The organism is Chryseobacterium mulctrae, from assembly GCF_006175945.1.
Taxonomy (GTDB): domain Bacteria; phylum Bacteroidota; class Bacteroidia; order Flavobacteriales; family Weeksellaceae; genus Chryseobacterium; species Chryseobacterium mulctrae.
Genome location: NZ_VAJL01000001.1, coordinates 1044777 through 1068242, shown reverse-complemented (window position 1 = coordinate 1068242; position 23466 = coordinate 1044777). Strand labels below are relative to the sequence as shown.

Annotated in this window: 21 protein-coding genes; 17 read left to right on the top strand and 4 right to left on the bottom strand. The window is 33.1% G+C overall.

The genetic code is table 11. The features are described 5' to 3' along the window. The first annotated feature begins 14 nt into the window (after nucleotides 1–14). The 10 genes from FDY99_RS04650 (at nucleotide 15) to FDY99_RS04605 (ending at nucleotide 10957) form a co-directional block, all read left to right on the top strand. Nucleotides 15–2114: a M13 family metallopeptidase gene (locus FDY99_RS04650; RefSeq protein ID WP_139419552.1), complete on the top strand. Its 2100-nt coding sequence runs from the start codon at nucleotides 15–17 to the stop codon at nucleotides 2112–2114. A gap of 243 nt (nucleotides 2115–2357) precedes the next feature. After that, nucleotides 2358–2804 carry a type VI secretion system contractile sheath small subunit gene (locus FDY99_RS04645; RefSeq protein WP_074230261.1) on the top strand — a complete coding sequence of 149 codons (447 nt, stop codon included), beginning with the start codon at nucleotides 2358–2360 and terminating at the stop codon, nucleotides 2802–2804. A gap of 23 nt (nucleotides 2805–2827) precedes the next feature. After that, nucleotides 2828–4189 carry a DUF5458 family protein gene (locus FDY99_RS04640; RefSeq protein ID WP_139419550.1) on the top strand — a complete coding sequence of 454 codons (1362 nt, stop codon included), beginning with the start codon at nucleotides 2828–2830 and terminating at the stop codon, nucleotides 4187–4189. Nucleotides 4190–4267: 78 nt separating this feature from the next. Continuing rightward, a complete protein-coding gene (locus tag FDY99_RS04635; RefSeq protein ID WP_139419548.1) occupies nucleotides 4268–4741 on the top strand; it encodes a hypothetical protein in 474 nt (157 codons plus the stop codon). Between the two features lie 32 nt (nucleotides 4742–4773). Continuing rightward, the gene (gene mutY / locus FDY99_RS04630) at nucleotides 4774–5820 is read left to right on the top strand and encodes an A/G-specific adenine glycosylase (protein ID WP_139419546.1); all 1047 of its coding nucleotides are present in this window, start codon (nucleotides 4774–4776) and stop codon (nucleotides 5818–5820) included. Nucleotides 5821–6089: 269 nt separating this feature from the next. Continuing rightward, on the top strand, nucleotides 6090–6647 hold the full coding sequence (gldD, locus tag FDY99_RS04625) for a gliding motility lipoprotein GldD (protein WP_074229734.1): 558 nt from the start codon (nucleotides 6090–6092) through the stop codon (nucleotides 6645–6647). 73 nt (nucleotides 6648–6720) lie between these two features. Next, entirely contained in the window at nucleotides 6721–7644 is a 924-nt protein-coding gene (locus tag FDY99_RS04620) for a PfkB family carbohydrate kinase (RefSeq protein ID WP_139419544.1), read from the top strand. Nucleotides 7645–7732: 88 nt separating this feature from the next. Beyond that, nucleotides 7733–9100, top strand: a complete 1368-nt coding sequence (locus FDY99_RS04615) for a peptidylprolyl isomerase (RefSeq protein ID WP_139419542.1) — start codon at nucleotides 7733–7735, stop codon at nucleotides 9098–9100. A 135-nt stretch (nucleotides 9101–9235) separates the two neighbouring features. Beyond that, nucleotides 9236–10180 (top strand): NAD(P)H-dependent flavin oxidoreductase, encoded by a 945-nt coding sequence (locus FDY99_RS04610; protein WP_139419540.1) that lies wholly within the window; start codon nucleotides 9236–9238, stop codon nucleotides 10178–10180. Between the two features lie 3 nt (nucleotides 10181–10183). Further along, nucleotides 10184–10957 (top strand): alpha/beta fold hydrolase, encoded by a 774-nt coding sequence (locus tag FDY99_RS04605; protein WP_139419538.1) that lies wholly within the window; start codon nucleotides 10184–10186, stop codon nucleotides 10955–10957. A gap of 137 nt (nucleotides 10958–11094) precedes the next feature. Here FDY99_RS04605 and FDY99_RS04600 read toward each other — a convergent pair whose 3' ends face one another. The 3 genes from FDY99_RS04600 to FDY99_RS04590 all read right to left on the bottom strand — a co-directional run bounded on the left by FDY99_RS04600 (nucleotide 11095) and on the right by FDY99_RS04590 (nucleotide 13309). Beyond that, nucleotides 11095–11712 (bottom strand): HD domain-containing protein, encoded by a 618-nt coding sequence (locus tag FDY99_RS04600; protein ID WP_139419536.1) that lies wholly within the window; start codon nucleotides 11710–11712, stop codon nucleotides 11095–11097. Nucleotides 11713–11766: 54 nt separating this feature from the next. Beyond that, nucleotides 11767–12045 carry a rhodanese-like domain-containing protein gene (locus tag FDY99_RS04595; protein ID WP_139419534.1) on the bottom strand — a complete coding sequence of 93 codons (279 nt, stop codon included), beginning with the start codon at nucleotides 12043–12045 and terminating at the stop codon, nucleotides 11767–11769. Nucleotides 12046–12106: 61 nt separating this feature from the next. After that, on the bottom strand, nucleotides 12107–13309 hold the full coding sequence (locus tag FDY99_RS04590; RefSeq protein WP_139419532.1) for a porin family protein: 1203 nt from the start codon (nucleotides 13307–13309) through the stop codon (nucleotides 12107–12109). A gap of 72 nt (nucleotides 13310–13381) precedes the next feature. Here FDY99_RS04590 and queG point away from each other — a divergent pair, with 72 nt between their 5' ends. The 3 genes from queG (at nucleotide 13382) to FDY99_RS04575 (ending at nucleotide 16037) form a co-directional block, all read left to right on the top strand. Next, on the top strand, nucleotides 13382–14326 hold the full coding sequence (queG, locus tag FDY99_RS04585; protein WP_139419530.1) for a tRNA epoxyqueuosine(34) reductase QueG: 945 nt from the start codon (nucleotides 13382–13384) through the stop codon (nucleotides 14324–14326). Nucleotides 14327–14691: 365 nt separating this feature from the next. After that, nucleotides 14692–15375 (top strand): TIGR02117 family protein, encoded by a 684-nt coding sequence (locus tag FDY99_RS04580; protein ID WP_139419528.1) that lies wholly within the window; start codon nucleotides 14692–14694, stop codon nucleotides 15373–15375. 5 nt (nucleotides 15376–15380) lie between these two features. Then, entirely contained in the window at nucleotides 15381–16037 is a 657-nt protein-coding gene (locus FDY99_RS04575; protein ID WP_228448737.1) for a murein L,D-transpeptidase catalytic domain-containing protein, read from the top strand. 1 nt (nucleotide 16038) lies between these two features. On the opposite strand, the gene FDY99_RS04570 is transcribed toward FDY99_RS04575, so the two are convergent. After that, nucleotides 16039–16575, bottom strand: coding sequence for a hypothetical protein (locus tag FDY99_RS04570; RefSeq protein ID WP_139419524.1), 537 nt, complete (start codon nucleotides 16573–16575; stop codon nucleotides 16039–16041). Nucleotides 16576–16679: 104 nt separating this feature from the next. On the opposite strand from FDY99_RS04570, the gene FDY99_RS04565 reads away from it, so the two are divergent. The 4 genes from FDY99_RS04565 (at nucleotide 16680) to FDY99_RS04550 (ending at nucleotide 23371) form a co-directional block, all read left to right on the top strand. After that, nucleotides 16680–18101 (top strand): aminotransferase-like domain-containing protein, encoded by a 1422-nt coding sequence (locus FDY99_RS04565; protein WP_139419522.1) that lies wholly within the window; start codon nucleotides 16680–16682, stop codon nucleotides 18099–18101. A 220-nt stretch (nucleotides 18102–18321) separates the two neighbouring features. After that, nucleotides 18322–20112, top strand: a complete 1791-nt coding sequence (locus FDY99_RS04560) for a cytochrome-c peroxidase (protein ID WP_139419519.1) — start codon at nucleotides 18322–18324, stop codon at nucleotides 20110–20112. Between the two features lie 160 nt (nucleotides 20113–20272). Beyond that, on the top strand, nucleotides 20273–22420 hold the full coding sequence (locus FDY99_RS04555; RefSeq protein ID WP_139419517.1) for an alkaline phosphatase PhoX: 2148 nt from the start codon (nucleotides 20273–20275) through the stop codon (nucleotides 22418–22420). Nucleotides 22421–22474: 54 nt separating this feature from the next. After that, the gene (locus FDY99_RS04550; protein ID WP_139419515.1) at nucleotides 22475–23371 is read left to right on the top strand and encodes a leucine-rich repeat domain-containing protein; all 897 of its coding nucleotides are present in this window, start codon (nucleotides 22475–22477) and stop codon (nucleotides 23369–23371) included. The last annotated feature ends 95 nt before the right edge of the window (nucleotides 23372–23466 follow it).

Below are 23466 nucleotides of genomic sequence, written 5' to 3'. Positions count from 1 at the left end.
TCAAAATTATTTTAATGAAAAAGCTAAATATTGCAGTACTTGCGTTTTCCGGTATTGTATTCTTAAACTCTTGTGGAACTACCAAAAATACCACTGCGACCGAAGAAAAAGCTCCCACAAATATTGTTGTTGAGAATTCTTCACTCACCATTTATCCTGAAAATGGAATTAATTTATCTTATATGGATAAAACGGTTCGTCCGCAGGATGATTTCTTCAGCTATGTAAACGGAAACTGGGTGAAAGAAACTCAGATTCCTTCTGATAAAGCAAGTTGGGGATCTTTCAATGCATTGAGAGAAAATGTAGATGATGCTTCTTTAGGAATTTTAAATAAAATTTTAACCGAAAAATATGCAGAAGGTTCGGAAGGACAAAAAATCCAGAATCTGTATGCGTCTTTTATGGATGTTGAAAAAAGAAATACTGCAGGAATTGCCCCCATCAAATCTGATTTAGCTAAAATTGATGCGATTAAAAATGTAAATGATCTTCAGAAATATCTTTTAGAGGCAACCAAATTGGGTGACAATTCTTTCTATGGTTGGAGAGTAAGCGCAGATATGAAAAACTCTAAGATGAATGCAGTTTATCTTGGCGGTCCGGATCTTGGTTTAGGAAGAGATTATTACCAAAAAGTAAACGAAGCCAACACAAAAACTTTAGCTGAATATCAAAATTATGTAGCTAAATTGTTTGTTGTTTTAGGATATAAAAACTCTGATGCTGCTGCAAAAAATGTAGTTGATTTTGAAAAACAACTGGCTAATTATTTATTGACTTTAGAGCAAAATAGAGACGCCAATTTAAGATACAATCCTAAAAATGTTACTGAGCTTTCTGGCTTAGTGAAAAATGTAAATCTTGCTCAATATCTGAAAGATGCAGGAGTAAATACAGATAAAGTAATCGTGGGTGAACTGAAATATTACCAGAATATGGATCAGTTTATCAATCAGAAAAACCTTCCGTTGTTGAAAGATTACCTGAAATATCATGTCATCAATGGCAACGCAAGTAATTTGGGAGATAATTTAGATAACATCCGTTTCGATTTTTACTCTAAATATCTTCAGGGACAAAAAGAGCAGAGAGCGATGGACAAAAGAGGTTTGGCGCTTGTAAACGGAGTTTTGGGTGAAGCTTTTGGTAAACTGTATGTTGACAAATATTTTACTCCGGAATCTAAACAGCAGATGGAAATGTACATCGATTACATTTTAAAATCATTCAAAAAGCATATCAATGATATGGATTGGATGTCGCCGGAAACCAAAGTAAAAGCTCAGGAAAAGCTGTCTAAATTCACAGTAAAAATCGCTTATCCGGATCAGTGGAAAGATTATTCTAAATTAAAAGTAGAATCTCCGGCTCAAGGAGCAACTTTATATTCAAACTTACAGAATGTTTCGGCTTGGCAATACCAAAAAAGCTTAGAAAAAGTAGGAAAACCTGTTGATAAAACTGAATGGGGAATGTCTCCGCAAACCGTAAATGCATATTACAGCGGTTCAAATAACGAAATTGTTTTCCCTGCTGCGATTCTACAGCCTCCTTTTTACAATCCAAAAGCTGATGCTGCAGTGAATTTTGGGGGAATCGGAGCGGTTATCGGTCACGAAATTTCTCATGGTTTCGATGACAGTGGTTCAAGATTCGATGGCGACGGAAACTTAAATAACTGGTGGACAGATCAGGATCGTAAGAATTTCGATGCTAAAGTGGGACAATTAGCGGCTCAATACAACGCTTACGAACCGGTAAAAGGAAGTTTTGTAAACGGAAAATTTACAAGCGGTGAAAATATTGGTGATTTAGGTGGAGTAGCGGTTGCGTATGATGCACTTCAAATGTATTTAAAAGATAAAGGAAATGTTGGTTTGATTAGCGGATTTAATCAGGATCAGAGATTTTTTATGAGCTGGGCTACAGTTTGGAGAACAAAATCTACCGATCAGTATATGATGAATCAGGTGAAAACAGATCCGCATTCACCGGGATATTTCAGAGCTTTCGGACCGTTGGTAAATCAGGATTCTTTCATGAAAGCATTCGATATTAAACCAGGGGATAAATTATATAAAGCTCCGGCTGAGAGAATTAAAATCTGGTAATTTTACAACAATAATATACTGTTAAAACGCATCATTTTGGTGCGTTTTTTTATTTATTTTTCCTAGATTAGTGACACCAAAACATATTAATAATCATTTAATTATCATCGGTAATTTGATTTATTTTAATAAAAATCTTCACAAAATTTTGTATGTTACAGTTTTTTTATAAATTTAAACAATGGATTGGTCAAAAGTTTGCTAATCCAAAACCAAAATCAACAATCTCAAAATAATAATAATATGGCAATGTTTAATTATGGTGTTGGCGGAAACGAAGTCAAGGTCGACGCTAATGAAGCTATTCAGGAAATTCAGGAGAACAAATCTCTTATCGTAAGCCAGCTTACAACCGACGAATCTTATGTTCCCGAAATTGTTACAGGATTAAAAACCGTAGATGATGTTTTCAGACACTTTCAGCCTTCTGTCGCTGTACAGCACGAAACAGAGGAAGGAAGCGTGGTAGAAGAAGAATTCCGTTTTCAGAATCTTGCAGACTTTACTCCCAAAAATCTTGTTCAGAAATCAGATTATCTTCAGCAGCTCAGCATGGAGCAGGAGCAGTACAATAAAATCGTACGTCAGCTGAAAACCAATAAGATTCTTCGCAATATGTTGGAAAATGAGCAGACCAGAGCTGCTTTTATTGAAGCATTGAAAGATGTCGCACAAGAACTTGAAAAATAATTTAAAGTACCTACACAAATATTATGGATAGTAAATTACAGGCTGCAGAAGGCCAACAGCATAATCAACAGCAGCAGGCTGGAAGACCGAAAGGAAATCCGCTTGAAGAATTAAATAAAATCGGAGGTTTTGGCTTTATAGAATCTGTCGTAGACGGAATTGCCAATATGAACCCAACCAGAAAAGCAAGAAAAGAAATTTTCCTGAATGATGGTAATAAAAACGAGGAAAGAAAAGAACTTTTACAGAAAATCAATCTGTGGGTAGAGATTTTAAACAGCAACGATTCTGCTGAAAAAATGGCAGATATCTGCAAAAATAAAGCACAAGCAGCAGATCAGAATTTAAAATTAAATCTTAAAAATTCTCTCGATGCTGTTCGTCAGCTGGAGACTTCATACAGAACGGTTGCTCAGTTTTATAAAAATACAGAATTAGACAAAGTAGATAATGTAAGCATTGTAAATGCAACGCTAGAGCAGGTTTCAGATTTAGATAACCCGTTATTTATTGATGCTATTTCTGATGAGTTTAAAAACTATTACGATCGTTTAGATTTAAGAGATAACTATTCTATTTTGGCAATTCCGGGATATTTAGGATCTAATAAAGTAATTGAAAAATGGGCGAAAATCTGTAACGAAAACAAAGTAATGATGGTTACCGATTTTGCCAACCTTGATAAGCCGGATGATGTGGTAGATTTATTCCACTCTGCGAATCTTACAGGTGGCGAATTGCACAGAAGTAATGTGATTATGACGTGTAACTGGTTAGTTGGTCGTGGTAGAGCAGAAGAAGTGGGTGAAGAAGAAAACGTGGAACTTCCACCTTCAACTTCATTGGCTGGAAAAATTCACAAAACATTAATGTCACAAGTTGCTGCCGGTAAAAAACACGGTAATATCAACGAAGTAGACGCTGTAAAATTTGAATTGAAGAAAAGTGAAATTTCTCAGTTAGAAAAAATGGGATTGGTTCCTATGGTCAACGAGTACGGAAAAATCATGGCATTCTCTGCAAAAACATTGTTTACAGGAGATAATATTGGTCTTCAGACGTATTCTGTAGTTCGTGTATTCGATTATGTAACTAAAGTTTTACTGGATTTCTTAAACAGAAGAGCCTTCGAAAACTGGAATGCAAAAAACGAAGACGATTTGAGAAAGCAGATTGTAAGTTTCTTAGACGGTATCAAAGGAGCTGATAAATTAATCGAAAAGTTCAAAATTGTCCGTTTCGAGCAGGATAAAGTGAATAAAGACAGAGTTTGGCTAGATATCAGACTGACTCCTTATTTCCCAACAAAAAGTTTTGTGATCAAACTTGATGGTCACAAAGGTGATGACGGTAATGAGTGGGATGCAGAATATATCCAGGATTAAATTTTCTAATATTTAATATAAAAACCGGTGCGTCAAAAACATCGGTTTTTTATTTCTAATTATTTTAAAAACGGTTTAATGAAAAATTTCACGTTTTACATTTTGTTCGCTTTTCTGTTGATTTCTGTTTTAAGCTGTGAAAAAGAATATCAGCGGCCTCGAAAATATGAGATTGATCTTTTTAAAAACGAAAAAAAAGACAGCAATCAGGCTTATGTAATGTCTGAAGACGAAGCTTACGGAATCAGCGATATGGTTGTGGCAAGTTCAGATATTTCTGTTACCGACAGTTCTTCAGGTCGAGGTAAGGCAATTTATATTTACAGCATCAATTCGGGAGACTTGTTATTCAGCAAAAGAGATTCTGTAATTTCGTATCCGTATCGGTTTCTTTCAAATCAGAGATTAAATATTAAAAAAGAAAAAAATGATTCGGTGTATGTTTTTTTAGAAAAGCTTAAGGGGTATAAATCTATTGCAGAAATAAAACAAATCAAATATCAATGGTTAAAAGGAGCACCTGTTTATCTTATTGATAACGCAAAAAAATAATTTTATCTTTGCCTCATTAAATGAATTGGTTTTTGGAAAAGAATAAAAAGAACTCAGACTTTCTTCACATCGGGAACAAGCTGTTGAAGTGGTATGACAAAAATGCGAGAGATTTACCGTTCAGAAAAACCAAAGATCCTTATAAAATCTGGATTTGTGAGATTGTTTTTCAGCAAACCAGAATTGCTCAGGGTTTAAATCATTACAATAATTTTATCGAAAGATTTCCCGACGTGAAAACTTTGGCAGAATCTCCTGTAGATGAGGTTTTATTATATTGGAAAGGTTTGGGATATTATTCTCGTGCCATCAATATTCATAAAGCGTCACAACAAATTATTCACGATTACAACGGAATTTTTCCTTCCGATTATGAAGAAATTTTAAAACTAAAAGGAATTGGAAAATATACTGCTGCAGCTGTTTCCAGTATTTGTTTTGGTGGGAAAATGCCTGCAGTTGATGGAAATTTTTACCGAGTTTTAAGTAGAATTTTTGCCGATGATTTTGATATTTCTAATTCGAGAGCTTTCAATTATTTTTCAGAATTATCAGCTTTGATTATACCTGAAAATGTGGGTGATTTTAATCAGGCAATGATGGATTTAGGTTCGGAAATCTGCAAACCCAAAAATCCTTTGTGTGGAGAATGTCCTGTAAATGATGATTGCTTGGCTTTTTCATTAAATAAAATATCGGAATTTCCTGTTAAAACCAAGAAAGTAAAAGCACAGGATTTACAATTACTATATTATTTCGTTCACCGAAACGGACAGTTTTTAATTCAGCAAAGAAAAGACGACTTCATCTGGAAAAAATTATTTGAATTTCCATCAACAATTTCAGATGATTTAAAACCGTTTATTAAAAGTGTAAAAACCATCAATCATAAACTCACCCACAAAAATTTAAGCATAGAAATTTTTAATGTTGAAGTTGATTCTGAAACAGCTTGGGAAAGTTTTATTGCTGAAAACAATTACATTGTAACCGATGTTGAAGGTTCTCATGAAAGATCATTTCCAAAACCTTTAGAAAATTATATTCAACATTACGATGTAGCGTATAAAATTCTATAATTAAAGTTTAGTTTGTCACTATCTATTAATTTAAAAAAGAGATTCTTCACTATGCTTTGCTTCGTTCAGAATGAAAAAAATACCTACTTTATTAACTTTTTTGTCTTTGCTAAGTGAAACGCCTTTGTGAACGAAAAATATGCAGTAAGTGATGAAAAAAAATCTTTGCGGACTTTGCGTTAAAAAAATCTTCTCCAACAAATTTCAAAACTCATTGAAATGCTGAAATTTGTCTCCCAAAATCTAAATCTAATTTGTATTTTTGCAAAATGATTAAAAAAGTCATTTTTATTTTTGTTTCGATGCTGATTATTTCGTGCGGAAAAGAGAGTACTCCAAAACCTTACGGCGAGTTGAGATTAGAATATCCTGCACCAAAATATCATAAATTTGAACCTAATTGTCTGTATTCTTTTGAAGCTTCAGATTATGCCAAAATTTATGATGCAAAGAAACCTTGTTGGTATTATCTGAACTATCCTAAAATGAAGGCGAAGATTTTCCTGACGTATTACCCAATCAACAACGATTTTGCTCAACAGATTATGGAAACCGAAAAAATGGTTTACAAACATACTGTGAAAGCAAGTTCTATCGATACAAAATCTTTCGAATATCCTGAGAAAAAAGTCTACGGAAATTTTTATGAGTTGAAAGGTCAGGCTGCATCCAATCTACAGTTTTATGCAACCGACAGTACAAAACATTTCGTGACAGGATATTTATACTTTAATTCTAGACCAAAACCAGATTCTTTAGCTCCTGCAATTGATTATATCAAAAAAGACATGATGCATTTGTTGGATACTTTTGAATGGAAAAAATAAACTTTAAAATATAAAAAATACATATGACATCGGTAGATTGCATATGACCTTTAAAATAAAATAAAAAATACATATGAAACTTTTAGTCGTAGGAAGCGTGGCATTTGATGCAATTGAGACGCCGTTTGGGAAAACAGATAAAATTTTAGGTGGAGCAGCTACTTATATCGGGATTACATCTTCTATTTTGGGAGTGAAATCTGGAATTGTATCTGTAGTTGGAGGAGATTTCCCACAAGAATACCTTGATAAATTTACCAATAGAGACGTAAATATTGAAGGAATTGAAATTGTAAAAGAAGGGAAAACGTTTTTCTGGGCAGGAAAATATCATAATGATTTAAATACAAGAGACACTTTAGCGACTGAAGTAAATGTATTGGAAAACTTTGATCCAAAAATTCCTGATTCGATGCAGGATGCAGAAATTTTGTTATTAGGAAATCTTCACCCTGGAGTTCAGCTTTCAGTTCTTGAAAAAATGAATCAGCGTCCTAAATTGGTTATTTTAGATACAATGAATTTCTGGATGGATTCTGCAATGGATATTTTGAAAGATATGATTGCTAAAACTGACGTAATCAGTATCAACGATGAAGAAGCAAGACAGCTTTCAGGAGAATATTCTTTAGTAAAAGCTGCTAAAAAAATCCACACAATGGGACCTGAATATGTAATTATCAAAAAAGGAGAGCACGGTGCTTTGCTTTTCCACGATAATAAAGTATTCGCAATTCCTGCGCTTCCATTGGAAGAAGTTTTCGATCCGACTGGAGCGGGTGATACTTTCGCAGGTGGTTTTGCAGCGTATCTAGCTAAAAAAGGTAAATTCGATTTCGAAACAATGAAGTCTGCATTAATTGTAGGTTCTGCAATGGCATCTTTCACGGTAGAAAAATTCGGAACTGAAAGAATTGAGGAGGTAAACGAAGCTGATATTTCTAAGAGATTGGAGCAATTTAAAGAATTGACAACTTTTAATGTCGAATTGCAGTAAATCATCTCTTTTTAAGAAATATTTATAATAAAAAATTGAGTGTAATTCATTAAGAATTCTAAATTTGCAACTTGTTTAAAATAGTATAATGATAAATAAACTAAAAATCACTTTCCTTTTGGGAGTTTTCACGATGTTGTTCTCAGGAAACATCAACGCTCAGCTAAAGAAAGGACAGTTGGTAGACGGTATTGCGGCAGTAATTGGTGATGAGATCGTTTTGGAATCTGATGTTGAAGAGCAGATGAATTACGGAAAACAACAGGGTGCCTCAACAACCGACAGATGTGAGTTTTTGGAAAACTTAATCAATAATAAACTTCTGGTTTACGAAGCAAAAAGAGATACCTTGATTGATAACCGTTCTGCGGCAATTAAAGAAGGAGTAAATGCAAAGTATGGTCAATTGCTTTCTCAATTTCCAGACGAAAAGTCGATGTTGGCTGCTTATAAGTTCAGAAATCAGTTTGAGATGAAAAATGCCATCGAAAAAATTGATACTGATCAATATTACGGGCAGGCAAAATATCAGAGAATTACAGAAAAAGCCGATGTTACTCCAAATGAAGTAACCGATTTTTTCAATTTGTATAAATCTCAGCTTCCTGAAATAAAAGATGAGGTTTCTCTTTCTCAGATTATGATGTATCCTAAATTGACGGAAGCTCATAAAGAGGAATTGATTAATAAACTTAAAAAAATTAAAGCTGATATTTTAGCAGGAGAAAGTTTCGAAAGTCAGGCAAGAATTTATTCTGAAGATCAGGGAACAGCTCCAAATGGAGGTTTGATGAAAAATATCTTTAAAGGACAAATGGTAAAGCCTTTCGAAGCTGCAGCATTAAACCTACAGGAAGGTGAAATTTCAGACCCTGTAGAATCTGAATTTGGATATCACATTATTCAGTTGGTGAAAAAGTCGGGTAAAGCATATGATGCGAGACATATTCTTTTAATGGCTACGCCTACAGATGCGGAAATTACGACTGCAAAACAAAAATTAGACAGTATCAGGGGTTTGGTCTTAGCTGAAAAATTGAGTTTTAAAGATGCCGCATTTAAGTTTTCGGATGATAAAAGAACTAAATTCAATGCGGGTGTTATTACTGGCCAAGATGGTTCTAGTAAAATGGAAAGAGAAAGTGTTCCGGGAGTAATCAGCTATGAGCTTGCCGGTCTTAATAAAAATGATATTACAACTGCTTTTGATGATGAAGACGAAAGAAAAAGAAAAGTGGTAAAAATCATTAAAATTGAAGATGTTATTCCTGCTCACCAGATTACTTTAGAAACAGATTATGACAGAATTAAGCAGATGGCTCTTAATAAGAAAAAAAGTGAAATGATTGAAAAGTTTGTTAATTCAAAACTTCCAACCACATTTATTTCTATAGACGGGCGATATGATAATTGTGATTTTAAAGGGAACTGGAAAAAAGAATCTCTTAAAAAATAATAAAAAAACCTTCAGAACTTTCTGGAGGTTTTTTTATGAAAATATATCTTAGATGTATCATAGAATCTACGTTTTTAGTATTTTTACCTTATGAGTAATTTTATAGATTTCAATTCCGCTAAAAAGCTTCATGAAATGAACGAAAATAAAAACAGAATCACAGAACTTTTCAATATTCAATATCCCATAATTCAGGCCGGTATGATTTGGCATTCAGGTTGGAGGCTGGCTTCGGCGGTTTCAAACTGTGGCGGATTGGGCTTAATTGGTTCAGCAAGTATGTATCCCGATATTTTGCGCGAAAATATTAAGAAATGCAAGAAAGCTACCGATAAACCTTTTGGTGTAAACGTTGCCCTGCTTTACCCTAATTTAGAAGAAATTATCAATATAATTTTAGAAGAAGGTGTGAAAATAGTTTTCACTTCAGCCGGAAGTCCTAAAACGTATACCGAAACTCTTCAAAAGGAAGGCTTAAAAGTAGCTCACGTAGTTTCTTCAACTAAGTTTGCAGTTAAGTGTGAAGAAGCTGTAGTTGATGCAATTGTCGCAGAAGGCTTTGAAGCTGGAGGTCACAACGGTAGAGATGAAACAACTACTTTTTGTTTAATCCCAAATGTAAAAAAACATATTTCTAAACCATTAATTGCAGCAGGCGGAATTGCTTTGGGTTCTCAAATGAAAGCTGCCATGATTTTAGGAGCAGACGGAGTTCAGATTGGAAGCCGTTTTGCCGCAACACAAGAAGCAAGTGCTCACGAAAACTGGAAAAAGAAAATTACAGAACTGAATGAAGGCGATACACTTCTTACGTTAAAAGAATTGGCACCTGTAAGAATGGTTAAAAACAAATTCTTTAATGAGCTCGAAGAAATTTATAATGTAGGACGAAATGCAGAAGCTTTGGTCGCTTCTTTAGGCAGAGCAAGAGCTAAAAAAGGAATGTTTGAAGGTGATATGGAAGAAGGCGAATTGGAAATTGGTCAGGTTTCAGCTTTAATTGACGAAGTTCTTCCCGTGGAAACAGTTTTTGCCAACCTTTTAAAAGAATTTAACGAAACAAAAAATCCTAGTTTATAAATAATGATTGAAGAGGTAATTGATGTAAAGGGGAAAAACTTATTTATAAAATTTAATAATTCATTCGAAAATAAACCCACCATCGTTTTTTTACATGATTCTTTAGGTTCGACTCAGCTTTGGAGGGATTTTCCTGAAAAATTGGCTGAAGAAACTCGATGTAATGCTTTAGTATATGATCGTTTAGGATATGGAAAATCTTTTTCGATGACTACCCATGAAAGGGAAAATAATTACATGGAACTTGAAGCTGATGCATTGAATGATTTGCTTTCTGAATTGAATATTAATGATGCCATTCTTTTCGGGCACAGCGATGGCGGAACGATTGCTTTAATGGCTGCCTCAAAATATTCTGAAAAAGTAAAAGCTGTGATTTGTGAAGCTGGACATATATTTGTTGAAGATATAACGGTAAAAGGAGTGAAGGAAGCGTTAAATGCTTACAACACCACAAACCTACCACAACGTCTGGAAAAATATCACGGAGACAAAGTAGAAATGATTGTCAAAGCATGGACTGAAATTTGGCTTAGCGACAAGTTCAAAAGCTGGAATATTGAGTATTTATTGAAAAATATAATAAGTCCTCTATTATTTATTCAGGGAGAGAATGATGAATATGGAACTTTAGACCAAGTTGAAAAAACAGTTTCGCAGGTTAAAGGAACTGCCGATAAATTTATCATTCCAAATATTGGACATACCCCACACAAAGAATCTCCGGAAATAGTTTTAAATAAATCAATTGAATTTATAAATTCTGTTATCAATTAATTCTCTAAAAAAATTCCCCTCCTTTGGAGGGGTGGCGAAAATTCAAAGAATTTTTGACGGGGTGGTTTAATAAAATATAAACCCTCAATGACACCAATAAAAATCGAGCTTTAGCCGCTTAATTTTTTAACCAAAATCTATAAACTTTTCAATTCAAATTCTATATTCTCTCTCGCCTGAGTTTCATATTTATTTTTAAAAAATTCAGTTTTATAAATACTTTCAAGCTCCAAAAAATGTTGTAAAACCTTTTTTCTTCCCGGCTTATAAAGAAAATCCGGATAAATAGAATATTCTTTTCTGATCTGTTTTGTATATTCTGAATAAACTTCACTGCTTTTTCCAAGAATTGATAAATCGGCATCTAAAAGAAAATTAGTGTCTTCATCTTTAGATTTTTGATGAGATTTTGTAGATAAAATCTGTTTGTAAACTTTTTGAATGTCATCATTATTTACATCCAAACTTTCAAGTCTTTCTTTTGCAATATCTGCACTTTTTTCTTCATTTAACTTCGATGTCGGATCATAAATCACATCATGATAAAAAATAGAAAATGAAATATTATCAAATTTTTCAATCTGATTTCTTACTGCATCAATTTCCTCGAACATATTTTCTAAATGTTGAAGATTATGATAATACCTGCTTTTTCCTGAATATTTTTTCTCTATTTCAAACCAAAATTTTTCAATTAGAATTTTATCTTTAGTAAAATTCAGACAAAGTGATTCAAATCTATCTTTTAAAATCATATAATCAGGTTTAATTAAATAAAAAAAGGAACTTAAAAAAGTTCCTTCTGTTTGTTATAAACTTGCTTTCAAATCAGCCCAGCCTCCGCCGTTATAGCCGTCTTTTAAACCTTGAGAATTAAGATATTCTAAAGCTTTTCCGCTTCTGTTTCCGCTTCTGCAGAATAAAATGACAGGCTTTTCAATAGATAGGATTTCTTCTTTTCTGTCTTCAACTTCTCCCAAAGGAATATTGGTTGCTCCTTCTATATTTCCATCCATTTCAAGCTCCATTGGCTCACGAACGTCTATTAATGCATAATTTCCTGATTGTAATACATCTGCTAATGACATAATATAATTTTTTATTTATTAGACAAAATTAAGTGAAAAATAATAATTTTTGCTAAGAAGCTTAAAATAAATTATATCCTAGAATCACAGAAAAATTTGAATAATTTGAATCCATAGCCAAAAAGTTTCTTAATAAATTTTCTTTTGAGTATCTTAATTCGATGCCAAATTTATTATTATACTTATATCCTGCACCAAAGAGTATAGGAGTACCATTTGAAATTTTGTTCGCATTTGGATCATTAGAGAATTTTATATCTGATCTTATAGGTACATTTATTCCGATAGCAACATTCATAAATATTTTAGAATTATCATTAAGGAAAAAATAATGTCTTATACCAAAAGGAATTTGAATATTTTTGTAATCAATACTTCGTTCACGAGTTTGCTCGAAAAGTACAATTGTTTTTTCAGCTTTGAAATATTGAAAATTTGGTTCTGCAAATAATGCCCATTTATTTCTATTGAAAGGAAGAATATATTCTAACTCTACTCCTATTCTAAAGAGCGTTTTTGAACCAAAATCAGTATAATTATCTTTATTGTATTTACTTATTAAATCTAATGAAGAAAAAACGACACCAGGTCGGATACTTAGACTAATTGCATCTTTGTTACTTCTTTTTTCTTTATTATAATCAATTGTTTGATTATTAGAGCAACTATTGTATTTTGTAAATAGTTTAGAAAGATCATTTTGATTGTATTTTGCTTGAGAAATTTCAGAACTCGTAATATTATCACAGATTAAATTTTCTTTTATTTGATCTTGATATTTTTTATTATATGATATTTGACTCTGGTTTATTAAGAAAGGCTTGTAAACAAGTTGCTTTGGCTCACTTTCATCAATCATGTAGAAATATTTTTTAATATTTCCATCATGATAAGATAATAAACTTGCTTTTCCCTGAATAACATAATTTAGAAAAATAGTTTTTTCTTTAAAATTAATTTCTTTGTCATCAGTAAGTCTATTAATTTCCTCAGAAGAAAGATCTATTGATACAGTCTTACGAATAAATCTTTGTTTATCATTTACTCCAAACTCCTTAACATTATTTATAGTTAAGGTTTTTGCCTGGGAAGAGTTGTCATTTTTATACTCAAATTTTTCAGGGTTATTTTTCCAACCCTCATTTTTTATAAGAACTTCTTTTTTTAAATTTGTGTTGTCAATAAAGTAGCCAGGTTCGTACTTTATTTGAGCATTAAAATTGCAAATAAATAAAAGTAAAAAGAGTAAAAATAATTTTTTCATGTTTTATTGAAATATGATTTATTTTAAGCCCACGAATATACTAATTAATCCTAAGTTTGCAATGCGAAATCTATGAATTCAACAGCTGAAAAATATTCTCAATTAATAAAATCTAAAGCTAAAAGTTTTGGGTTTCAGAATTGTGGAATTTCCAAAGCAGATTTCTTGGAAGAAGATGCACGGCATTTGGAAAAATGGCTTAAAAATAACTTCCATGGCGAAATGAAATACATGGGAAATCATTTCGATAAAAGATTAGACCCTAGATTGTTGGTAGAAGGTTCAAAATCTGTGATCTCGCTTTCTTACAACTATTTTCCTGAAGAAAAAATTTCTGCATTAGAGAATTTTAAAATTTCAAAATATGCGTATGCTGAAGATTATCATGAAGTGGTAAAGGAAATTCTGCGTGATATGGTTTCTGAACTGCAAGAGGAAATCGGAGATTTTGGTTTCCGTGTTTTCGTAGATTCTGCGCCAGTTTTGGAAAGAAGTTGGGCGAAAAAATCAGGAATCGGCTGGGTTGGTAAAAATGCCAACTTAATCACCAAACAAAGCGGTTCGTTTTATTTTTTGGCTGAAATTATTTGTGATTTAGATTTAATTCCGGATCATGAAACAACAGATCATTGTGGAAGCTGCAGGAAATGTATTGACGCTTGTCCGACAGATGCGATTGTTTCGGAGAAAATTGTTGACGGAAGTAAATGCATTTCGTATGCAACGATTGAATTAAAAACTGAAATTCCGGATTATTTTAAAGATAAAATGGAGGACTGGATGTTTGGTTGCGACATTTGTCAGGATGTCTGTCCGTGGAACCGTTTTTCGGCGCCGAATCTTCAGGCTAAATTTAAACCTAATGAAGCTTTAAAAAATTTCAAAAAAGGGGAATGGAAAGAATTAACTCAGGAAATATTCTCTGAAATATTCCGGAAATCACCTGTGAAGCGTACAAAATTTGCCGGTTTAAAAAGAAATATTGAGTTTTTGAATCAGTCTTCAAAAGAATTATAGTAAAATATAAAGGTGAAAAAACCTGTTCGGAAATTTTACTCTCCAAAAATAATGAGGTTACTGTATCATTCCTTAAAACTTTAGTTTTAAAGAAATAAAAGATTTTGATTCGTAAAAGTTTAAAAAGCCCTTTCTACAAAAGAAAAATTGACTTTCAAAAAGAGAATGTCTTTAAGAAAATCAACGTTTTTTCTGGGTTCTTTTAGGAGCTGTTTTTACTCTTACTTTAAATCTTTTTTGGGATTTCGTGTTTTTAAGCATATTTGTGAATGTTTGTTAGTTAAATTTAATTAATTTTTGAATTAAAATAAATACTTTTAGAAAAAATTTAGATTAAATTTTATTAAACTCCAATATCTATAAACATGAATGTGAAAATTATACTGATCTATTTCCTCAAAACTCTCGGTTTCATTCTCGGAATCGTCGTTCTGTACGCAATTCTTGGTTATTTGCTTCCTTTTATCGAAGTTTCGGCAAAAGATGATGGCGAGCAAAAAGAAATTCCGATTTACATTTATACAAATGGTGTTCATACCGACATTGTAATGCCTGTAAAAAATGAATTACATGATTGGAGCGCAAAAATTCCGTTTGCAAATACGACCTCGAAAAAATCGGATTACAATTATGTAGGAATCGGCTGGGGCGACAAAGGTTTTTATCTGGATACACCAACCTGGGCAGATCTGAAATTTTCTACAGCCGTGAAAGCCGCCTTTTGGATGAGCGAATCTGCAATGCACACTTCGTTCTACCATACGATGACCGAAGCTTCTGATTGTAAAAAAATAATGATCAGTAAAAAACAATACACAGAATTAGAGAAATTTATAGATACTAAATTTGACAGAGATGCAAACGGAAATTATATATTAATTCCTACGAAAGCTGTTTACAGTGATAATGATGCGTTTTATGATGCGAAAGGAAGTTATAGTTTCCTAAATACATGTAACACTTGGGCAAATGATGCATTGAAAGCTGCAGGACAAAAAGCAGCGTGGTGGACTCCAACAGATTATGGTATTTTCTTACATTATAAATAAATCTTGTGAAAATTTTCCATTTAATTTTCTTAGTTATCATTTTTTCATCATGTCAAAATGAATCGAAAAAGGTTGCTGACAACACTGTTTCTGAAAATGAAAAGACCAGTGAAATTATAAAGCCTGAATTAGATTTAATCAAAACAAAAAAGAAAGCGGAAGAAGCCCTTGTGTTTTGCAAAAGCAAAAAAATGAACACTGATTTTTGTATTTTAATTGATATGAGTCTGCATTCCGGACTCAGCCGTTTTATAATCTGGGATTTTAAGGAACAAAAAATTTCAAATAAATATTTGGTAGGTCACGGTTGTGGAAACAATAATTGGAGCAGCGATGAATCAAAAGAAAATCCCGAATTCAGTAACGAAGACGGAAGTCATCTTTCGGCTTTGGGGAAATATCAATTGGGAGAAAGAGGAAGAAGTGACTGGGGAATTCATGTAAAATATTTGATGCACGGTTTAGAAGAAACAAATAATAATGCGCTGAAAAGATTCATTGTTTTTCATTCCTGGGAATTGATGAGCGATGAAGAAATTTATCCAAAAGGTTCTCCGGAAGGATGGGGTTGTCCTACGATTTCCAATAATGCGATGAAAGAATTAGACCCGATTATTCAAAACTCTGAAAAGCCTTTGCTGATGTGGATTTATAATAAATGATTTATGATTTCTTTAAATCTAATTCATAAATGGATGATGGAAGATTGAATGGTTCTGAAACCGTATCTTTTACAAAAACGAATTTTTGATCTTTAAAAAACTGAATTTCTGAATTATTTTCTCTAATATTAATCCAAATACTATCAGCAAATTGAATTGCTGATTTTACTTTATTCCAAAGAGAAAGTCTCACTTCTGGCAAATCATATTCCTGAAGAATAGAAAATTCTTTGATAGCTGTCATTTTTTGATTTTCACTAGCTTCTGGATAAGAAAATCCGGTTTGAAAAAAGCAATATCCTACAGGTTGCTGATTTGCAAACACCATAATTAATTGATTGGAAAAATCATTTAAAACATTGATCATTTTTCTGTGATCAAAATGTTCTTTAATGTAATTCTCTATAATTTCCGGTGCAACGATCTCTTTGTATGAGCTTTTAATAAAAGCTTTTTTAACATCGAAAAACTCATCGACTCCCTGATCTGAACCTACCACAAATTTTGAAACAATCTCCATTCTTAATTTTTTTTTCAAAGCTAAGTTATTTGAGAATGATAATATCGGTACAGTTTTAAGCTAATAAAACGGTACAGATTGAAATTTTGTAAATTTGTTCGGAACAGATTCGTTATAAAATAATGCAGAATTTTAAATATCAGATATTTACTTCGGTCATCGAGGAACAGATTAAAAGTGGAGTTTTTACTTCGGGCGATCGGCTACCTTCTGTAAGGGAAATTAAAGAACAGTATCAACTGAGCATTACTTCCGTGCAAAATGGTTATGATTATCTTGTCATGAAAGGCTGGGTTGAAAATCGCCCTCGCTCAGGATTTTTTGTTACTATAAAAACAAATGAAAATATTCCTGAAGATTTACCAACATTTTCGCCAGTTGTAAGAAATTCGGAGTTTGATGAAAAGGTAAAACTCACTTCAAAGTCAGGTAAGTCTTTTGAACAAATTTCATTTAATACCGCTGCACCGACAGATTTGCTTGTTCCTCAAAAATTGATTTTAAGAAAAATGCAGGAAGTAATTCGGAAAAAAGGAGCATCAATTCTCAGGTATTATCCTGCGAATGGATCGGAAGTTTTAAGAAATCAAATTGCTGAACGAATAATAAAATTTGGCTGTAAAATAAATTCAGAACAGCTAATTATTACAGATGGTGCATTGCAGGCGCTTTATATTGCGTTGGCTTCAGTAACTCAACCTGCTGATGTGGTTGCTGTAGAAAGTCCGTGTGTTTTCTCTGTTTTGGAGGTAATTTCAAATTTAAAACTGAAGATAATTGAAATTCCAGTTCATTATAAAAACGGTTTTGATATAGATTATCTAAAAGATGCTGTAACTGAAAATAATATTCGTGCTGTTGTTGTAACCCCAAATTTTCATAATCCCACAGGAATTTTAATATCAGACGAAACAAAGAAAGAACTTGTTTCGATTGCGGAAAATAATGAGATTCCGATTATTGAAAATGATATTTATGGTGACATTTATTTTGATGGAGAAAGACCTTCAACAATTGGTAATTTTGATAAAGAGGGTTGGGTAATGACCTATTCATCATTTTCAAAAACTTTAGCACCAGGAATTCGTCTGGGATGGCTGAATACAGGTCGGTTTTTTGAACAAGCTGAAAGAATAAAGTTTTCTTTGGGAAGGTCTGTAGTGCCTATTTTTCAGGAATTAATGATACAATTGTTAAACGAAAATTCTTATGACCGACATCTTCGTTTTTTTCGAAAACAATTAGAAATTCAATGCGTAGAACTTCTTAATGCATTACGATTATACTTTCCAAAAGAATGTTATTTTCACAGACCTCAAGGCGGTTACAGCATTTGGGGAAGACTTCCTAAAGGCATAAATATGCCAGATTTCTATAAATTTTGTGAAAGTCAAAAAATCGCTTTTACACCCGGAGATACATTTTCGTACACTGATGCATACAGCCATCATTTCAGAATTATATTCGCCGATAGAATCACTCCTGAAAGTATTCTGAGACTGAAAATAATTGGAGAAAAAGTACAAAGTATTTTAGATAAATAATTAAATGAAAATCTTTGAAATTATAAAATTAGAGACTCATTTTCTAAAATAGAATTTCATTTTTACAATAAACTAAAACAGAAGGCTTGGCGAGCGCAAATCGTAAACATTATTTAATTTATGCGTAAAATTCCTGTAATCTAATCAGGTTACTTTTGCGATTAAAACTGTGAGATATTATCTTTTACTGCTTATTCCATGTGCTTTCATTTTTTCTGTGATGTCTTTTAACTCTGTTGATCAGGGCGTGAAAAATGACAATAAATTTATAAACAGAGGTTTACGTGATTTTAAAATTGAATTAGAGTATCTGAAAAATGATGTAGAACTTTATTCACAAGAAAAAATTTCCTTAGAAAAACTTCAGCAAACTTTAAGAAATACCAGAAATTCTTTTAAAGAAGTAGAATTTTTCATCGCTTATTATTATCCTGAATTTACCAAAACTCACCTTAATGCAGCGCCACTTTTTCATATAGAAGCTGCCGGAACTTCTGCTTACACTTTGCCTCCCGAAGGTTTACAGGTTTTAGACGAACTTATTTTTTCTGACGAGGCCAATGAGCAAAAAGAAGAAATAAGTACAATTACCAATTTTCTGTACAACAGTTACGCAAACTTTTATTTAAGTGCTTTGAATAACGGATTAAGCTCGGGAAACAACAAGACTTTGCCTTTGCGAATAGAACTTATTAGAATTTACAGTTTGGGAGTGACTGGTTTTGATACTCCGGGTTCGCTCAATATTTCTGAGGAGGCTGCTCATGCTTTAAAAGGAATGAGTGAATACATCAATGATGAGGCTTATTTTAGAAATTTTAAAACAGAAAAAGCCAATTTACTTATTCAAAAAGCGATTGTTTATCTTGGAAAGAAAACCGATTTTGAGTCGTTCGACAGAATACAATTTTATAAAGAATTTGTTCAGCCTTTATATGCAGAATTGGGCAGTTGGGATGGAAATCCTGATGATTTGAAGAATTTTTCGGGCTGGAATGTTTCAAATAAAGATTTTTTTAAAGCAGATTTTTTTGATCCTTATTTTTATACGATTTTAAAACCTTCTGAAGATTCTGAAGAATTAAAAAAATTGGGTGAAAAGATTTTCTATGACCAAAGTTTCAGTGCGAATGAAGCGATGAGTTGCGCAAGTTGTCACCTGCCAGAAAATGCATACACCGACCTAAAACAGAAATCGGCAAGCAATGTAGAAGGAAAAACGGTTTTAAGAAATTCTCCTTCTTTGTATAATGCAGTTTTTGCGAAAAGGTTTTTTTATGATATGAGAGCTTTTTATCTTGAGCAGCAGGCGGAACATGTGATCTATAATCAGGATGAATTTAATACCGATTATCAAAAAATTGTACAAAAGCTGAATGGCAATAAAGAGTATAAAAAAGAGTTTAAAAAAGTTTTTAAAGACGGAAAAATTAATAAACAAAATTTTTCGAAAGCGTTAAGTTCTTTTGTGGCATCTCTGTATTCGTTTGAAAGTGATTTTGACCGTTTTATGAGAAACGAAAAGGAAATTTCTGAAGATGCTAAAAAAGGTTATAATCTATTCATGGGGAAAGCCAATTGTGCGACTTGCCATTTTGCGCCGCATTTTTCAGGACTTGTTCCACCTTTTTTTAATGAAAATGAATCTGAAGTTTTAGGAGTGACTAAAAAACCAATTTTAAATTTACCTATAGAACTCGATGGTGACAGAGGAAGAATAAATTCTAATGTGAAAAAAGAAAATTCGTGGATCTACGAAAATTCATTTAAAACCATGACCGTGAGAAATATTGCCTTAACAAAACCTTACTTCCATAATGGAGCTTTTAATACACTTGAAGAAGTGATCGAATTTTATAATGAAGGAGGTGGTGAAGGGTTAGGATTGCCAATGAAAAATCAAACGCTTCCTGCAGATAAACTTAATCTAACGGAAATTGAAAAAAAGCAACTCATCAGTTTTCTAAATACTTTAACAGACATCAGCAAGGCTAAGAAATTAGCGAAATAAAGCTTCGGTTTTACATAAATTTCAAATTTAATAATAAGTTAAAATTCGTAACATTTACTTTCAGTTATCTTAATATTCATCGGGGTTTAATTAAAGATAGCGTAACGCAATGCCGAAGCAAAAAAAATAGTTTTGCATGGTAAATGAAATTTTAATAAAAGTGAAAAGAAAACTACTTAGTATCGCAGCTTTGGCATTGATGACGACATCGATGATCCAGGCACAGACTACGATTTTTGCATTGCAAAGTGCATGGAAGTACAACGACGCAGATGTTGCATTGCCCGCAACCTGGAAAAGTTCCAATTATGATGTTTCAAACTGGGCGGTAGGAAACGGACCTTTAGGATATGGCGATCCTGTTACGACTTCTTTCATCTCGGGTGTAGATACCGCTTATCTTATCAAAGATTTTACCGTGAATTTGGCAGATCTTACCAATACGATGGAATTTGGCGTGAGAAGAGATGATGGAATCATTGTTTATCTAAACGGTGAAGAAGTAATAAGAGACAATATGCCTGCTGGAGCTGTTTCTCATGGTACTTTCTCGAGTACAACGATTGACGGGGCTGCAGAAACGGCTATTAATATATTCTCTATTCCTAAAAACAAATTTGTACAGGGAAACAACAGAATTTCAATTGAATTGCACAATAGAAGCGCTTCAAGTTCAGATTTAACAATAGATGCATATCTTAAAACAACTGCAACTGTCACTCCACCGGTTTCTAACTGTACAGGAGCTCACATCAGCTGTTTTACCTCAATTGTTCCGACTACGCAGACTGCAAAATTAATTATCCCTGCTGAACACAAATATCAGTTAATCTTAAAAGAAGGGGATAATTATACAGAAGGTGGCGGATTGGTTGGTGGTCTTAATGACTTTACAGCTTATGTTGCTAAAAATAATAGCAGTACCGACGGATATCTTTCTGTAAACCATGAAACTAACCCAGGAGGTGTTACCATGGCAGAAGTTAATTATAATACATCAACTAAACTTTGGCAGTTGACAAAATCAAGAGCGGTGAGCTTTTCAGCACCGAGTCTTGTGCAGACGATCAGAAACTGTTCGGGAGGTGTTACACCTTGGGGAACAGTAGTGACAGCTGAAGAATCTGTGACTTCAAATGATCTTAATGCCGATGGATACAAAGATTATGGATGGTTGGTAGAAATTGATCCTGCAACAGCACAAGTAATGTCTCATAACCAAGCAGGAACTAAAGACAAGCTTTGGCAGATGGGAATTATGAATCATGAGAATGTGGTTGTAAACAACGCGGGAACTACTGCTTATTATGGTGAAGACGGTGGAACTCACATGGTTTACAAATATGTGATGGATACTCCAAACAATCTGGCTTCAGGAAATTTGTATGTTTTGAAACTTGATCAGGGATTAAGTGGCGGAAATCCGGTTGCAACTACAGGACAATGGATTCAGATTCCAAATAAACTTCAGGCAGATCAAAATAATACAGCTGCTTTGGCTCAGTCATTGGGGGGTACTTCCTTTAATGGAGTAGAAGATGTTGAGATAAGTCCACTTGACGGTAAAATTTACTTTACGGCAAAAGGATTAGACAAAGTGTACAGAATGACAGACAACGGAATGACGCTTTCAAACGTAGAAACTTTCGTTGGAGGTGCATCAACTACTTATTCATTCAATACTGCTCAAGGAGTAAAAACTGAGGCTTGGGGAGACGGAAACGATAACCTTACTTTTGATGAACTTGGAAATCTTTGGGTACTTCAGGATGGTGGTAAAAACTACATTTGGGTGATTGGTCCAGATCATACACAGGCAAATCCTAATGTGAGATTATTCGCATCAATGCCTGCAGGATCAGAACCTACAGGTCTTACCTTCACACCAGATAAGAAATTTGGTTTCTTCTCAATTCAACATCCGAATTCTACAATTTCTACTGATGTAGATGCTACAGGAAATACAATAGATTACAGAGGAAAATCTGCTACAATTGTAGTTGCTTTACAACAGTTTTTGGGAACTACGGGAAGTTTGGGTACGGTAGAAGTTGTTAATGAAAATGATGTGATGGTTGCTCCGAATCCTACCTCAGGAATTGTGAAAATTAATTCTCCAAAAGCACTGAAAAATCTTGAAATTACTGCGTACAGCATTGACGGAAAAGTTGTGTATAAAAAGAAAATGACTGGTTCTACAACAAGTTTAGATCTAGATTTTACAAGCGAGCTTCAGGCATCAAGAGTTTTAATATTAAATATTGAAGCAGACGGATTCCAGAAGACAACTAAGATTCTTAAAAAATAGTTTTAATACTTTATAACGGTCGTCGGAGTTTTTTCGGCGACCTTTTTTTTGTTTATGAAAAAATATATTTGCCTTTTGTCGTTTTTGTGTATCGCTAATATAAATGCACAGATCGATCCTGTAAAATATCCTACTTACACAGATATGGAGGCTGCTTTGAAATCTGATAAAACTGTTTACAGCTTAAGTTTCAGAGATAAAGGTTTATTTAATCTGCCGCCCGATATCAGGAAAATAGATTCTGTTTTTTTTCTGAATATGATGGGAAATAATTTTGAAAAGCTGGACGATGCACTTTTTTCACTTTCACAACTTCAGATTCTTAATATTAACGAAAACAGCATTAAATATATTCCGGATGAAATCAGTAAGCTTAAAAAACTGACGACATTTTCTATGAATCTTAATCAGTTGACAGAGCTTAATCCTGAGTTTGCCAAACTTCAAAATCTTAAAGTGGTACATCTCGATGCCAATAACCTCAGCGTTTTTCCAAAGGCTCTGACGGAAATTACCGGACTTGAAGAGATCAATTTACACAGCAACCAGATTAGTATGGTTTCTGATGTTGATAAAATAAAAAGCCTTAAGTTTCTGAATCTTTCGTCGAATCAGATTAACGATCTTAACGAAACCGGGTTTCCCAATAAGCTCAAATATCTTGAGCTGCAAAAAAATATGTTGCTTACAGTCTCAAAAAACATTCTGACTTTAAAAAATCTTGAGTTTTTGAATGTAGGAGAGAATAAAATATCTGAGATTTCGCCTAAAATAAAACATTTAAAAAATATCATCAGTCTTAATTTGGCGAATAATCAGTTAAAATCATTACCGAAAGAAATCACTGATTTAAAAAACTTAAAAACACTTATTCTTACGGGAAATCCTCTGAATACAGCTCAAGTTGAAAATTTGAGGAAACAAATGCCGAATACTCAGATTTATTTTTAATTGTGTTCTAAAAATTTAAAACTAATAATAAAAATATTTTCTTTTTTTTGTTATTACTAAAAAGCAAAAACCTCTGAAAAATATTTCAGAGGTTT

Excerpts from the sequence above, each read along its gene's own strand:
- FDY99_RS04650 (WP_139419552.1), top strand. The coding sequence starts at position 15 with ATGAAAAAGCTAAATATTGCAGTACTTGCGTTTTCCGGTATTGTATTC.
- FDY99_RS04645 (WP_074230261.1), top strand. The coding sequence starts at position 2,358 with ATGGCAATGTTTAATTATGGTGTTGGCGGAAACGAAGTCAAGGTCGAC.
- FDY99_RS04640 (WP_139419550.1), top strand. The coding sequence starts at position 2,828 with ATGGATAGTAAATTACAGGCTGCAGAAGGCCAACAGCATAATCAACAG.
- FDY99_RS04635 (WP_139419548.1), top strand. The coding sequence starts at position 4,268 with ATGAAAAATTTCACGTTTTACATTTTGTTCGCTTTTCTGTTGATTTCT.
- gldD (WP_074229734.1), top strand. The coding sequence starts at position 6,090 with ATGATTAAAAAAGTCATTTTTATTTTTGTTTCGATGCTGATTATTTCG.
- FDY99_RS04620 (WP_139419544.1), top strand. The coding sequence starts at position 6,721 with ATGAAACTTTTAGTCGTAGGAAGCGTGGCATTTGATGCAATTGAGACG.
- FDY99_RS04615 (WP_139419542.1), top strand. The coding sequence starts at position 7,733 with ATGATAAATAAACTAAAAATCACTTTCCTTTTGGGAGTTTTCACGATG.
- FDY99_RS04610 (WP_139419540.1), top strand. The coding sequence starts at position 9,236 with ATGAACGAAAATAAAAACAGAATCACAGAACTTTTCAATATTCAATAT.
- FDY99_RS04605 (WP_139419538.1), top strand. The coding sequence starts at position 10,184 with ATGATTGAAGAGGTAATTGATGTAAAGGGGAAAAACTTATTTATAAAA.
- FDY99_RS04600 (WP_139419536.1), bottom strand. The coding sequence starts at position 11,712 with ATGATTTTAAAAGATAGATTTGAATCACTTTGTCTGAATTTTACTAAA.
- FDY99_RS04595 (WP_139419534.1), bottom strand. The coding sequence starts at position 12,045 with ATGTCATTAGCAGATGTATTACAATCAGGAAATTATGCATTAATAGAC.
- FDY99_RS04590 (WP_139419532.1), bottom strand. The coding sequence starts at position 13,309 with ATGAAAAAATTATTTTTACTCTTTTTACTTTTATTTATTTGCAATTTT.
- queG (WP_139419530.1), top strand. The coding sequence starts at position 13,382 with ATGAATTCAACAGCTGAAAAATATTCTCAATTAATAAAATCTAAAGCT.
- FDY99_RS04580 (WP_139419528.1), top strand. The coding sequence starts at position 14,692 with ATGAATGTGAAAATTATACTGATCTATTTCCTCAAAACTCTCGGTTTC.
- FDY99_RS04565 (WP_139419522.1), top strand. The coding sequence starts at position 16,680 with ATGCAGAATTTTAAATATCAGATATTTACTTCGGTCATCGAGGAACAG.
- FDY99_RS04560 (WP_139419519.1), top strand. The coding sequence starts at position 18,322 with ATGTCTTTTAACTCTGTTGATCAGGGCGTGAAAAATGACAATAAATTT.
- FDY99_RS04550 (WP_139419515.1), top strand. The coding sequence starts at position 22,475 with ATGAAAAAATATATTTGCCTTTTGTCGTTTTTGTGTATCGCTAATATA.